General features: G+C 62.9%; 7 protein-coding genes. 2 read left to right on the forward strand and 5 right to left on the reverse strand.

Annotation, left to right across the window (positions count from 1 at the left end; all coding sequences use genetic code 11):
• Positions 1-5: 5 nt before the first annotated feature.
• The 5 genes from Q1Y33_RS04220 to Q1Y33_RS04240 form a co-directional block, all read right to left on the reverse strand.
• Positions 6-1325 carry a glycosyltransferase family 4 protein gene (locus tag Q1Y33_RS04220; RefSeq protein ID WP_363322791.1) on the reverse strand — a complete coding sequence of 440 codons (1320 nt, stop codon included), beginning with the start codon at positions 1323-1325 and terminating at the stop codon, positions 6-8.
• A gap of 169 nt (positions 1326-1494) precedes the next feature.
• On the reverse strand, positions 1495-3531 hold the full coding sequence (locus Q1Y33_RS04225; RefSeq protein ID WP_300798498.1) for a glycogen debranching enzyme N-terminal domain-containing protein: 2037 nt from the start codon (positions 3529-3531) through the stop codon (positions 1495-1497).
• A 122-nt stretch (positions 3532-3653) separates the two neighbouring features.
• Entirely contained in the window at positions 3654-7904 is a 4251-nt protein-coding gene (gene glgP, locus Q1Y33_RS04230) for an alpha-glucan family phosphorylase (protein ID WP_300798499.1), read from the reverse strand.
• Positions 7905-8051: 147 nt separating this feature from the next.
• Positions 8052-9164, reverse strand: a complete 1113-nt coding sequence (hemW, locus tag Q1Y33_RS04235) for a radical SAM family heme chaperone HemW (protein ID WP_300798500.1) — start codon at positions 9162-9164, stop codon at positions 8052-8054.
• Between the two features lie 65 nt (positions 9165-9229).
• Positions 9230-9505, reverse strand: coding sequence for a hypothetical protein (locus tag Q1Y33_RS04240; protein WP_300798501.1), 276 nt, complete (start codon positions 9503-9505; stop codon positions 9230-9232).
• A 303-nt stretch (positions 9506-9808) separates the two neighbouring features.
• On the opposite strand from Q1Y33_RS04240, the gene pckA reads away from it, so the two are divergent.
• Both pckA and Q1Y33_RS04250 read left to right on the forward strand, forming a co-directional pair.
• The gene (gene pckA, locus Q1Y33_RS04245) at positions 9809-11413 is read left to right on the forward strand and encodes a phosphoenolpyruvate carboxykinase (ATP) (RefSeq protein ID WP_300798502.1); all 1605 of its coding nucleotides are present in this window, start codon (positions 9809-9811) and stop codon (positions 11411-11413) included.
• A gap of 536 nt (positions 11414-11949) precedes the next feature.
• Positions 11950-14028 carry an alpha-L-fucosidase gene (locus tag Q1Y33_RS04250; protein ID WP_300798503.1) on the forward strand — a complete coding sequence of 693 codons (2079 nt, stop codon included), beginning with the start codon at positions 11950-11952 and terminating at the stop codon, positions 14026-14028.
• The last annotated feature ends 77 nt before the right edge of the window (positions 14029-14105 follow it).

The following is a 14105-nucleotide window of genomic DNA, read 5'->3' on the forward strand; positions in this document are numbered from 1 at the left end:
TCTATTTATTTTAGTTGTTTCTTGTTTTCTTCGATCGCGGCTTCGTAGACGCTCTTGATCTTGGCTGCGGCGTCGTTCCACTTGAGGTTGGTGACCTCCTCGAGGCCCTTGGAAGCGAACATCTGCGCCAGGGCGGGGTACTGGATCAGGGCGTAGATCGAGTCCGCGAGGGCATCCACATCCCAGTAGTCCACCTTCACGGCGTAATCGAGCACCTCGGCCACGCCGCTCTGCTTGGAGATGATGACCGGGACGTTCGAACGCATCGCCTCGAGGGGCGAGATGCCGAACGGCTCCGAGACCGACGGCATGACGTAGACATCCGACAACTGGAACATCTTGTGCACGTCCTCGCCGCGGAGGAAGCCCGTGAAGTGGAAACGGTCGGCGATGCCGAGGCGTGCCACACGGCGGATGACGTGGTTCATCATGTCGCCCGAGCCGGCCATCACGAAACGCACGTTCGGAACGCGCTTGAGCACCTTGGCGGCCGCCTCGACGAAGTAGTCGGGACCCTTCTGGTAGGTGATGCGGCCCAGGAAGGTGACGATCTTGTCCTCCACGCCGCGTTCGGGAGCCTCGGTCGAGTTCTCGGCGAAGCGCACGGCGTTGTGCACCGTGACGACCCTGTCGGCCGGGATGCCGTAGCGGTTGATGACGATGTTGCGCGTGAGGTTCGACACGGCGATCACGCGGTCGGCGGCCGCCATGCCGGCCCGCTCGATGGCGTATACCTGCGTGTTGACGTTCTCGCCGCTGCGGTCGTACTCCGTGGCGTGCATGTGTACGACGAGCGGTTTGCCCGATACGCGCTTGGCGGCGATGCCGGCGTAGTAGGTGAGCCAGTCGTGGGCGTGGATCACGTCGAACTGTCCCTCCAGGTCGCGGGCCACCTGGGCTGCGACCACGGCGTAGCGGGCCACCTCCTCCATGAGGTTGGCACCGTATTTGCCCGAGAAGGTGTAGCGCTGCTTCCAGGCGTCGGTCGTGGACCACGTCTTCTGGCCGGTCTTGACATACTGCTCATGGTAGCTCTCGTACTCTTCGGGCGAGATGTAGGGTACCATGTTGGAATCGATGTGGATGAACGACATCTTTTCGAGGACGTCGTCGGCTCCGCTGCCGGTCGAGCCGTAAAGCGCCTCCACGTCACTGGCGTTGACCACGTGGATGAAACGCTGGTCCTCGTCACCGTAGGCATGCGGCACCACGAACGTCACGTCGACGCCGTTGCGGGCCAGACCGCGCGTCATGCCGTAGCATGCCGTGCCCAGACCTCCCGCGATATGGGGCGGAAACTCCCAACCGAACATTAAAACTCTCATAATTTATCTCCTGTTATTAAATGTTTTTCGCCTGTACGCTGTGGGGCGTTTCCGCCGGTTTCATGCCGTCTTCGCGTCCCGTACCACCCGCTCGGAAACACCCCGCGGGGAGTTTCGCCGATTCTCTCACTGTCTTTGCGTGCGGACGTCGGAATCTTTCGTTTGTCTGTTATTTCTTTGTCGTCTTCTTTGCGGTCCGTTTTGCTGCCGGTTTCGTCTCGGCGGCCTCGGCCGTCTTCTTGGCTGCAGCCTTTCTCGGGGCCCTGGCAGGCTTCTCCGCGGGCTTGTAGGCGTGAACCAGGTGGCAGATGTCCAGCACGGCGGCTACGCTCCAGGCCTGCGAAATGGCGCCGCGGGGCGAGAACGGGGGATCGGCGTCGAAGAGTTCGGCGATCGAGCCGATGCCGTAGCTCTGGATGTCCTCGTTGAAGTTCTCGAGCATCTCCTCGGCCTGCGGGCAGAAGCGTGCGCCGTCGATGTCGAAGCAGGCGCGGACGTAGAACATCAGCAGCCAGGGCCATACCGATCCGTTCTTGCCGGCGAAGTCGCGCTCGGCGGGCGTGCCGATCTGCGTGCCCCGGTAGAGCGGGTTGCGCGGCGAGAGCGTGCGCAGGCCGCGCGGCGTGAGCAGGTGCTGGCGCACCGTGCGGATCACGTCGAGCTGTGCCTCCGTGTCGAGCATCTTGTACTTCAGGCCGCAGGCGATGATCATGTTCGGGCGGATCGACTTGTCGGGTCCGTTTTCACCCACGTAGTCGGCCAGATAGCCCTCCGGCAGGCGGAAGAGCTCGTTGAACGAGGCCTTCGTGCGCTCGGGCAGGGCTTTCCATGCCTTGACGAAGGCCTTGTCGCCGTTGGCTTCGGCCAGTTCGAGCGCGTAGCATACGGCGTTGTACCAAAGGGCGTTGACCTCGACCTGATAGCCGTTGCGGGGCGTGACGGCCACGCCGTCGATCACCGAGTTCATCCACGTGAGCGGCTGGTCGGCCGAAGCCCATACGAGTCCGTTGTCGTTGAGGATCACGCGGCCGGCAACCCCCTTGCGGTAGTTCTCCAGAATGCCCTTCATGGCCTCGCCGTAGCGCTCCCAGACGGCCTTGCCGCCGATCTCCTTTTCGAGTTCCTGGAGCGTCCAGAAGAACCACAGCGGAGCATCCGCAGCCTCGGCTGCCGAGCCGTCACCCGCAAACATGCCCTCCTTCATGTCGCGCACGAGCGTGTCGAGCGCGTCGATGCAGTCCTCCTTGTGTCCCTGGCGGATCGTGATGCCCGGCAGGGCGACGAAGGTCTGGCGGGCCGTGACGCCGTGCCACGGGTAGCCCGAGATCACCTCCGTGCGGTTGCCCGGGCGGCGGATCAGGAACTGGCGTGCCGAGTGCTCCAGGCAGCTGTGGAAGTCGACCTTGTGGGTGCGGCGGGCGATCGAGGCGTTGAACATCTCCTCGATGGTCTTCGTCGAGCCCATCTCGTCGAGCGAGGCAGAGAAGATGATGCTCTCACCCTTCTTGAGCTCGGTCTCGAAGTAACCCGTGGTCATGAGATCCTCGTGGCCCTCGTAGCCGCGGGCGATGTCCTGCAGGTACTCGAAGTTGTAGTACCAGTCGGGCGCGGGGACAAATTCGGCCTCGGGCTTGTTCGTCTGCAGATAGAGCCACGGGAACGATTCGTAGAGACGGCACTTCACGCCGTTGACGGCGGGGTAGGAGTGGCCGTCGGCCTCCATGTTGGCGTGCGTCAGCGTGTGCTTGTCGCGGAAAGCGAGGAACGGACGCAGACGCAGCTTCGTCTCCGAGTGGGCATCCACGAGTGTGTAGCGGATCATCAGCTGCGTGCGCTTGTGAATCCAGAGCAGCTCCTTGCGGAGGATGACGCCGCCGACGCGGTAGGTGATCGTCGGGGTTGGCGTGTATTCGAAGTCGGTGATGTACTTGTGTCCGCGAGGTTCGTAGACACCCTGGAAACGGTGCAGGGCCAGGTTGAACGACTGGTCGTGCTGGATGATGGTCTCATCGAGCGACGAAAGCAGGACGTAGGTATTGTCCGTTTCGTCGATCGGGGAGACGATCAGTCCGTGGTAGCGTCGCGTATTGCAGCAGACGATCGTGCTGCTCATGTAACCGCCGATGCGGTCCGTGGCAAGCATCTCCCGCTGGAGCGAATACTCGAGGTTACTCAATTCGCTTTTCTCGAAAGTTAGTGCTGACATATTTTTTTATAATTACGGTTCGCTCTATAAAGATATTGAAAATTTCTCTTTCCGGGAACGGAATATTTGAAAAATAACACCTTTTTTGTCGTCCCTTGTTGTTTTTTCAATGCCGGTTGCCGTTATGCCCACTTTACCAGCGCGAAGTCCATGCGGTGCGGCAGGTTCGGGTTGCTCGGGTAGACGCGCAGCGCCACGTCGAACGTACCGGTCTCGTCGGGTGTGTAGTCGAGTGCGTAGGTCACCAGACTGCCCTCCGTGGCGACACGTTCGAGCTGGATCGTGCGCGTGACGTTGATGCTCTGTCCGCCGATGATCTGCTGTGCGACGACCATCTCAACCCCGAGGTCCTCGGGCCGCAGGTTGGCCACGTCGAGCTTCACCTCGAAGTGGTACTTTTCGCCCACGTAGACGGCCTCCTTGTTGATCTTCACGCGCTGTACGTCGACGACGCGCACCTGGTCCCATGCGGCCGAGACCTTGCGTTTCCAGGCGGCGATTTCGCGTGCGAGCTTGTAGCCGCCCTCGACGATCGCGTGCTTGCGTGCGGCGAGCTTGTTGTAGAAGCGCTCCTCGTAGTCGATCAGCTGGCGGTTCATCGTGAAGTTCGAGGCGATGTCGGCCACGCACTTCTTCACCGAAGCGACCCACTCGTGCGGAATGCCGTCGACGCCGCGGCGGTAGTAGAGCGGTGCGATCTGCTCCTCGATGGTGTTGTAGATCATCTCGGCGTCGAGCTCGTCCTGGAAGCGCTGGTCGGTGAAGGTGCGCTCCATGGGCAGGGCCCAGCCGGCACCCTCCTTGTAGCCCTCGACCCACCAGCCGTCGAGCACCGAGAACTGCATCACTCCGTTCATGACGCACTTTTCGCCCGACGTACCCGAGGCCTCGAGCGGGCGCGTCGGCGTGTTGAGCCATACGTCCACGCCCTGTACCATGCGGCGTGCGAGCTCCATGTCATAGTTCTGCAGGAAGATGATCTTGCCCACGAACTGCGGCATGGCGGCCACCTCGACGATGCGCTTGATGAGGTCTTGGCCCGGTTTGTCGTTCGGGTGTGCCTTGCCCGCGAAGATGAACTGCACGGGGCGCTCCTTGTTGTTGACGATGGCCGAGAGCCGGTCGAGGTTCGTGAAGAGCAGGTAGGCGCGCTTGTAGGTGGCGAAGCGGCGGGCGAAACCGATGGTCAGCACCTCGGGCTTGATGCCCTCGATGATCTGCAGCATCTGGCGCGGCGAGTCGAGACGCACCTGCTTGGGATCGCTGTAGCGCTTGCGGATATGCTTGATGAGGCGGTTCTTGAGCTTCATGCGCTCGCCCCAGAGCTCCTCGTCGGGAATGTTGTGCACCTTCTGCCAGGCCGGGATGTTGTAGACGTGGCCCTCGAACCCTTCGGGGAAGTAGCGGGCGTAGAGGCGGCGCAGCGACGTGGCGATCCACGTCGGGAAGTGCACGCCGTTGGTGACGTAGCCGATGTGGAGCTCGTTCTTGAAGTAGCCCGGCCACATGTTGCCCAGAATCTCCTTCGACACCTCGCCGTGGAGCCACGATACGCCGTTGACCTCCTGCGAGAGGTTGCAGGCCAGCACCGACATCGAGAACTTTTCGTTCGGGTCGTTGGGGTTGGTCTTGCCGAGGTTGATGTACTGCTCCCAGGTGATGCCCAGCACGTCGGGGTAGTGCGACATGTACTGGCGGATCATCGACTCGGGGAAGGCGTCGTGGCCGGCCGGCACGGGCGTGTGCGTGGTGAAGAGCGACGACGAGCGGATCACCTCCAGCGCCTCCGAGAAGGAGAGCTTCTTGTGGTTGACGAGCTCGCGGATGCGTTCGATGCCGATGAAGGCGGCGTGGCCCTCGTTGCAGTGGTATACGTCGTGCTTGATGCCGAGCTTGCGCAGGGCGCGGATACCGCCGATGCCGAGCAGGATCTCCTGCTTGAGGCGGTTCTCCCAGTCGCCTCCGTAGAGGTAGTGGGTGATCTGACGGTCCTCCTCGAGGTTGTCCTCGTAGTCGGCGTCGAGCAGGTAGAGGTCCGTGCGGCCGACCTGGCACTTCCAGACGCGCGCCGAGAGCGTGCGGCCCGGGAAGGCGATGGTCACCGTGACCCAGCGGCCGGCCTCGTCACGCACGGGCGAGATGGGCAGCTTGAAGAAGTTTTGCGCCTCGTAGGTCGCCTCCTGGGCACCCTGTGCCGAGAGACGCTGCGTGAAGTAGCCGTAGCGGTAGAGCAGGCCCACGGCCGTCATCGGGACGTTCTTGTCCGACGCCTCCTTGAGGTAGTCGCCGGCGAGGATGCCCAGACCGCCCGAGTAGATCTTCAGCGACGAGTGCAGGCCGTACTCCATCGAGAAGTAGGTGATCGTCGTGGCCTTCGGGTCGGGCTTTTCGTTCATGTAGTTGCGGAACTGTGCGTAGACGGCGTCGAGCTGGCCGAGGAAGGCGCTGTCGTGCTCGAGCTCCTTGAGGCGCTCGACGCTCAGCTTGTCGAGGAAGACGATCGGGTTGCGCTCGCACTCGGTCCAGAGCGCTGGGTCGATGTTCTCGAACAGGTCGCGGGCGCCGGGGTTCCAGCACCACCAGAGGTTGCGCGAGAGCTCCTCGAGGGCGTGCAGACGTTTGGGCAGGGTCTTGTCGACCATCATGCGGCTCCAGTTGGGCTTCTCGACGAAGAGCTGCTGGCGCACGAAGTTGATCTGCTCGGTCTTGGCGCCGCCGTCCTCGAGCACCGCGCGGTTCGTGCGGACGATCGAGCTCTCGATGGCCTCGGAATAGGCCTCCTCGTACTTCTCGTAGAGGTGCTCCCAGAGAGCCGTTTCGGCGATCTCATAGGCCGAGACGCGGGCCTCGTTCACATGCTTCTCGTCGAGCAGGCTGAAACGCAGCAGGGCGTCGGCGATCTGCTGCTCGGCCTCCTTGTCGTTGTAGTCGTCGCGGCGGATGACCTCCACGCCGGTGTGCACGCGCTGCTTCTCGACCCAGAGGCCGAATCCGGCGAGCGTCGTGGTGATCGTCGGGACGGAGAAGGCCACCGACTCCAGCGGCGTGTAGCCCCACGGCTCGTAGTAGGAGGGGAAGACCGTGACGTCCATGCCGACGAGCAGTTCGTAGTAATCCTTGTTGAAGATGCCGTCGCTCTTGTTCAGGTAGGTGGGCACGAAGATCACCTTGACCTTCGAGTCGGCCGTCGTGAGCACCGAGCCGGCCAGGGCGTTGACAATCGGGTCCCAGGTCTGGTTCTCGAGGTAGTGGGTCGAATATTTGTACTGGCTGTCGTCGATGGGCTTCGACGGGTCGGCCAGATGGGCCTGCAGGTCGACGCGCGGGCCGCGGTTGCCGGCCGGCACGGTGATGTAGGCGAGCACCTCGCGCTGGAGACGGTCCGAAGCGGCCAGCTGCTTGAGCGACTCGATGAAGACGTCGAGCCCCTTGTTGTGGAACTCGTAGCGGCCGCTCGTGCCGATGATGAGCGGATCGGTGGCGAACTTGCGGCCCAGGCAGGCCTCGGCCACGGAGATCATCGCCCGGCGGGCCTCGGCGCGCTTGGCGACGTACTCGTCGCCGCTCCATACGAAGTCGTTCTCAAAGCCGTTGGGCGTCACGCCGTCGACCTCGCGGCCGAGCAGGTACTTGCACTCCGAGGCGGTGATGTCGCTCACGGTGAGGAACTCGTCGTGGTACGTGGCGGCCATCTTCTCGATCGAGTGCTTGGCCGTGACGTTGAACTGGCGGGCCAGCTCGTCGGCGTTGAACTTCGAGAGGTCGTTGTAGAGCGGCAGACGGTTGCCGGCGATGCAGCGGCCCATGACGGTGGCGTGGGTCGTGAAGACCGTGGCCACGTAGGGGGCCTGCATGCGCAGGCAGAGGCCGCCGGCGGCGGTCATCCATTCGTGGAAGTGTGCGGCGACCTTTTCGGTGGCGGTGCAGAAAGTGTCGACGTAGGAGGCGATGACCTTGCCTGCGGCCCAGCCGAAGAGCACCGGCTCGACGTAGTCCCACTGTCCCGAGATCGAATCCACGTGGTAGGTCTCCCAGAGGCTCTTGAGTATTTCGTCCTTGCGCGGGATGAGCGACGAGAAGTCCACGAGGATGACCATCGGCTCACCCTTGATCTTCCAGCGGCCCACGCGGATGCGGATGCCTTCGTTGTAGACGGTCTGCCGCCAGGCCTTCAGCAGGTTGGGGTCCTCCTGGAATTCGGGGTTCTGCCCCTCGTGCGAGAGGTCGGGTCCGAGCAGGATGTAACGCTCACCGAATTTGCGGATCGCGGTCTGTGCCTTGGTAGAGATGACGGTATGGATTCCGCCGACTTTGTTGCATACCTCCCAACTTACTTCGAAGAGGAAGTCGGGCGACAATTTTGCATTGCTCATATACTTTTGTAATTTTTCCGTGACAATCCGGATTGATTTCCGGTCGCAAAGGTAATACTTATAATTATATAAAACAACCCGAAAATCAATTAATAAAATTATTTAAGAATAACTTAACATTTCAGGCTCACGATTTTGGCCCCTGCGTCACGTTTCGAACAGCGATTCGATAACGGCATCCGAGACGAGGAAGCGTTCGGGCGGAATGGCCATGCGTCCGGACGAAATGTGCACCGTACCGCTCCCGGTCCACGCTTCGGCCTCCGAGCGGAGGCGTGCGAGACGCTCCGCGCCGAAGCGCTGCCGGAGCTCTTCGAGGTCGATCCCCTCGGCCGTGCGCAGCCGCGTGAGCAGGTACTCGTTGTAGCGGTCGCGTTCGGTGAGCCGCTCCGCTTCGGCCTCTTCGCCGGCGATGTAGCGTGCGACGGAGGCGGCGTTCCAGTGGCGCTCCGCGCCGTCGAACGAGTGGGCCGCAGGACCGATGCCGAGGTATTTTTCCCCGTGCCAGTAGGCGGCGTTGTGGCGGGCGCGGTAGCCCGGGCGGGCGAAGTTCGAGATTTCGTAGTGCTCGTATCCGGCTTCGGTCAGTGTGCGGTGCACGGTGAGGAACTCCTCTTCGCTCACCTGCTCCTCCACCGGAGCGAAGCTCCCGCGCGCTGCGCGCCGCCCGAAGGCGGTGTCGGGTTCGATGGTGAGGTGGTAGGCCGAGACGTGTTCCGCCTCCAGCGCCAGGATACCGTCGAGCGTGCGGCGCAGCGCGTCGCCGCCGAAGCCCGGGACGCCGAAGATCAGGTCGACGGTGATGTTGCCGAATCCCGCGTCGCGGGCTGCGCGGACCGCCTCGACGGCTTGCCGGGCCGTGTGGCGGCGGTTCATCAGCCGCAGGCAGTCGTCGTCGAGCGACTGGATGCCGATCGAGAGCCGGTCGATGCCCGCCTCGCGCAGGGCGGCGAGGTAGCGGGGCGTGAGGTCGTCGGGGTTGGCCTCGAGCGTGGTCTCCTCCGCGGCCGAGCAGTCGAACAGTCCGGCCGCATGGTCGAGCAGGGCGCGCAACTGCTCCGGCGGGCAGAGCGACGGCGTGCCGCCGCCGAAGTAGCGCGTGCGGACCGCCTCGCCGCCGAGGTATTCGCGGCGGCTCTCCAGCTCGCGGTGCATCGCCTGCAGGGTCTCTCCGAGCCGTGCCGTTTCGACGCTCTTGTAGAAGTCGCAGTAGGCGCAGATGCGTTTGCAGAAGGGGATGTGGAAATAAAGTCCGGCCATAATTATCAAATGTAGCAAAAAAAATCGGTCCCCGGTGCAATTTTCCCCGAAAAGAGGACGTTCTGTCATAAAAGTTGCAGGTTACGGAGGGTATCGGCCCGGAGTGCGATCCCGGATGCCGGTCCGACGATCCGGACGCTGCCTTCGGACGATGCGAGCGGCCGCTCCGCTTCCGGTGCGCCGCCGTGCCGGAGCGGGTTTCGCGACGGGGTGGTTTTATCCCGGCGCCGGCGTTTGCACGGAGGTTTTTTGACGTTGTTACAGTGTTGTGAATGAGCTTGTTGCGGTGGAAGAAAAAAATAATAAATTTTTTTTGTAATTTTCACTGTTAATTTTTTCACAATTCTGAAACTTTTTCTACCTTTGTGCCGTCGGAGCCCCGGATTCGGGGCCCGGACGTTGGGTTGACCCGCATGCCGTCGGCGGCGGGCCGTTAATGGGAAACAGAAAATCCGCGGGTCGGGAGCGTTCATACGGGACACATTTCCCGAGGCGGCGGATCGAACCGGAAAGCCCCGCGTGGCGGGGTCGGCGGAAGAGGGCGTCCGAAGGGGCGCCTGCGCATGCGGAACCTGCCCGGTGCGGGAGATGCCTTCCGGCCGGATGTACGGAACAAGAGGTTTTATTAAAAATAACAAACGACTATGGACAAAATGGATTTGAGAAAGTATGGGATCACGGGTGTGACCGAGATCGTGTACAATCCCTCCTACGACGAGCTCTTTCGTGAGGAGACCAAGAAGGGCCTGCGCGGCTACGAGAAGGGTCAGCTGACCGACATGGGTGCCGTGAACGTCATGACGGGCGTCTACACGGGTCGTTCGCCCAAGGACAAGTTCTTCGTCATGGACGAGACCACCAAGGATACGATCTGGTGGACCTCCGACGAGTACAAGAACGACAACAAGCCCGTAACGAAGGCTGCCTGGAAGGAGCTGAAGAAGATCGCAGCCCAGGAGCTCTCGGGCAAGAAGCTCTACGTGGTGGATACCTTCTGCGGCGCCAACGAGAACTCGCGTCTGAAGATCCGCTTCATCATGGAGGTGGCCTGGCAGGCACACTTCGTGAAGAACATGTTTATCCGTCCGACGGACGCCGAGCTCGAGGAGTACGGCGAGCCCGACTTCGTGGTGCTGAACGCCTCGAAGGCCAAGGTCAAGAACTACAAGAAGCTCGGCCTGAACTCGGAGACGGCCGTCGTCTTCAACCTGACGGAGAAGATGCAGGTGATCATCAACACCTGGTACGGCGGCGAGATGAAGAAGGGCATGTTCTCCTACATGAACTACCTGCTGCCGCTCAAGGGCATTGCTTCGATGCACTGCTCGGCCAACACCAACGAGAAGGGCGAGACGGCCATCTTCTTCGGCCTCTCGGGTACGGGCAAGACCACGCTGTCGACCGACCCGAAGCGTCAGCTCATCGGTGACGACGAGCACGGCTGGGACGACGACGGCGTCTTCAACTTCGAGGGCGGCTGCTACGCCAAGGTGATCAACCTCTCGAAGGAGAACGAGCCCGACATCTGGAACGCCATCCGCCGCAATGCCCTGCTGGAGAACGTGACGGTAGGTGCGAAGGGTGCGATCGACTTCGCCGACAAGTCCGTGACGGAGAACACGCGCGTGTCGTACCCGATCTTCCACATCAAGAACATCGTGAAGCCCGTATCGAAGGCTCCGGCCGCCAAGAAGGTGATCTTCCTCTCGGCCGACGCATTCGGCGTGCTGCCCCCGGTTTCGATCCTGACCCCCGAGCAGACGAAGTACTACTTCCTCTCCGGTTTCACGGCCAAGCTCGCCGGCACGGAGCGCGGTATCACGGAGCCCACGCCGACCTTCTCGGCCTGCTTCGGCGCCGCCTTCCTGTCGCTGCACCCCACCAAGTACGGTGAGGAGCTCGTAAAGCGCATGCAGCAGTCGGGCGCTACGGCCTACCTCGTGAACACGGGCTGGAACGGCACGGGCAAGCGTATCTCGATCAAGGATACGCGCGGTATCATCGACGCCATCCTCGACGGTTCGATCGACACGGCGCCGACGAAGATGATGCCGATCTTCGACTTCAAGGTGCCGACCGCTCTGCCGGGTGTCGATCCCGCGATCCTCGATCCGCGCGACACGTACCAGAACCCCGCAGACTGGGATGTAAAGGCCAGGGACCTCGCCGGCCGCTTCATCAAGAACTTCGCGAAGTTCACCGGCAACGAGGAGGGCAAGAGCCTCGTGGCTGCCGGCCCGAAGCTGTAATATCCGCATGACGGCGGGGCGCCGTCCATCGGATGCGCCGCTCCTGCCGTTTTGATCGACGGAGCCGTGACCCATCGGGTCGCGGCTCCGTTTTTTGTTTTTGTCTCCGCCCCGTGGTTTCCGCCCCGTGGTTTCCGCCCCGTGGTTCCCGTCCCGTGATCTCCGTCCCGTGGTTTCCGCACTGTTTTTTTGCGGGCCACTGCGGCGGCAGGGCGGCCGGTGCCGGAAAGCGGATGCGCCCGGCTGGAATACACGTGTGTAGGAATTGGTTTTTGCCTCCGGAGCCTGTTAGCGTAAAAAGAAATTGTTTGGAGAACGCTCATAATCGCGGCGTAAGCGCGGTGGAGCGGGTGATACGGAAAGAGGGTTCGCGTTAAAAATACGGCAAGTTTGGTTTTTCGGGGGTATATGCGTAATTTTACAAACGTAACCTGAAACCGCAACCATGTCCATCCAGATGAACCAATCGCTGTCGGTTCCGGTTCGGGCTTGTGTAACGATTCCACTGGCTGCGAAACCCGAAGAAACGAATTGATATGAAACTTTCCGACATCCTGACAACGCTCTGCTGCGCGGCCGTCGTGACGGCCTGCCAGACCCCGCCTCCCGCGGCGTTCGGCCCCGTGCCTACGCCCGAGCAAGTCGCCTGGCAGCGCATGGAGACCAACCTGTTCGTCCATTTCGGCCCCAACACCTACACCGAATCGGAGTGGGGCAAGGGCACCGAGAGCGTCGACCTTTTCCAGCCGACGGCACTCGACTGCCGCCAGTGGGCCGCCATCGCCTCGGCTGCCGGCATGAAGGGCATCATCCTCACGGCGAAGCACCACGACGGCTTCTGCCTCTGGCCCAATCCGGCCAGCAGCCACACCGTGGCCCAGAGCTCCTGGCGCGACGGCAAGGGCGACGTGCTGCGCGAACTCTCGGAGGCGTGCCGCGAGGAGGGCCTGAAGTTCGGCGTTTACATCTCGCCCTGGGACCGCAACGACCCGACCTACGGCACGCCCGACTACAACGAGGCCTTCGTCGCGACGCTCCGCAGTGCGTTGGGCAGCTATGGCGAGGTCTTCGAACAGTGGTTCGACGGCGCCTGCGGTGAAGGCCCCAACGGCAAGCGGCAGGTCTACGACTGGAAACGCTACCACGAGACCGTCTACGCCTGCCAGCCCGGTGCGGTGATCTTCAGCGACGTGGGCCCCGGCTGCCGCTGGGTCGGCAACGAGGCGGGATTTGCAGGCCGCACCTGCTGGTCGCGTCTCGACACGACGGGCTTTGCTCCCGGCAAGTCGCCCGCACTCGATACGCTCAACTGCGGCAACATGCTCGGCGAGGCGTGGGTTCCTTCCGAAACCGATGTCTCGATCCGTCCGGGATGGTTCTACCGCGCCTCCGAGGACGGGCAGGTCAAGTCGCTTGCCGAGCTGCTGACGATCTACTACAACAGCGTGGGACGCAACTCGCTGCTGCTGCTCAACGTGCCGGCCGACAAGCGGGGCCTGATCTGCGCGGTCGACTCGGCGCGCCTGATGGAATTCCGCGCCGCGCTGGATGAAATCTTCGCCACGGACCTCGCGCAGGGCGCCCGCATCGAGGCGTCCGACGTGCGCGGCCGCGGCTACGGAGCCGAAAATCTGCTCGACGACGATTACGACAGCTGTTGGGCGACGGCGGACGACGTGCTGAACGCGACGTTTACGCTGCACTTCCCCGAGGAGCGGACCTTCAACCGCGTGATGCTGCAGGAGTACATCCCGCTCGGGCAGCGCATCGCCGCCTTCCGCATCGAGACGCTCGATGATGACGGCGCGTGGCGCGAGGCGGCCCGCGAGACGACCGTCGGCTACAAGCGCATCGTGCGCATCGACCGCGTGACGACCTGCGGCCTGCGCGTGGTGATCGACCGCTCGCTGGCGGCACCCGTGCTCAACCGCCTGGCGCTTTATGACGACCGCGTCTTCATCGAAGCCCCCGCGGCGCTGCGCGACAAGCAGGGGCGCGTGACCCTCACGGCCGCGGAGCCCGGTGAGATCTATTATACGCTCGACGGCTCGCAGCCCACGACCGCCTCGGCACGCTACGCGGAGCCCTTCACCGTGACGGGCCCGTGCCGCCTGGCCGCCATCGTCGTCTCCGAAGGGCGCACGAGCGCCCCGGCACGCTGGGACTGGGACCTTGCACCGCGCGGCTTCCGTGTCGTGGAGCCCGCTTCGGCCGCCGGAGCAGTCGACGGCCTTCCGGACAACGGCGACGAGACCTGCAGCCGCGGCGCCCGGCTCGCCGGGGGCGAGACGCTCACGGTCGACCTGGGCCGCACGCTGCCGCTCACGGGATTCTTCTACGAACCCCTGCTCGCGGGGCGTGGCGGCTGCCTGATTGCCTATGATCTGGCCGTCAGCACCGATGCGAAACATTGGACGACGCTGCGGGAGAACGCCTCCTTCGACAACATCGTCAACAATCCGATCCGCCGCACCGTCGGATTCGGCCGGACGGTCGGGGCACGCTACGTGCGGCTTGTGCCTCGCCGCACGCAGTCCGGCGAGGAATATGGCGTGGGTGAGTTCGGCGTGCTGACCGACCGCAGCCGCATCCCTTACGTCTCGGCGGAAGAGTGATGCCGCGTTGGCCGTCTGCCCGGATTGCGGCCGGACCTTCTCCGATGGGGGTTGTGAAGGTGCAGAACCGATGGAAT

Origin of the sequence: uncultured Alistipes sp., from assembly GCF_949296715.1 — a bacterium.
Lineage (GTDB): Bacteria > Bacteroidota > Bacteroidia > Bacteroidales > Rikenellaceae > Alistipes.

Bases quoted from the DNA above. Each gene is read 5' to 3' on its own strand.
- glgP (WP_300798499.1), bottom strand. From the start codon at position 7,904: ATGAGCAATGCAAAATTGTCGCCCGACTTCCTCTTCGAAGTAAGTTGG.
- Q1Y33_RS04250 (WP_300798503.1), top strand. From the start codon at position 11,950: ATGAAACTTTCCGACATCCTGACAACGCTCTGCTGCGCGGCCGTCGTG.
- Q1Y33_RS04225 (WP_300798498.1), bottom strand. From the start codon at position 3,531: ATGTCAGCACTAACTTTCGAGAAAAGCGAATTGAGTAACCTCGAGTAT.
- pckA (WP_300798502.1), top strand. From the start codon at position 9,809: ATGGACAAAATGGATTTGAGAAAGTATGGGATCACGGGTGTGACCGAG.
- hemW (WP_300798500.1), bottom strand. From the start codon at position 9,164: ATGGCCGGACTTTATTTCCACATCCCCTTCTGCAAACGCATCTGCGCC.
- Q1Y33_RS04220 (WP_363322791.1), bottom strand. From the start codon at position 1,325: ATGAGAGTTTTAATGTTCGGTTGGGAGTTTCCGCCCCATATCGCGGGA.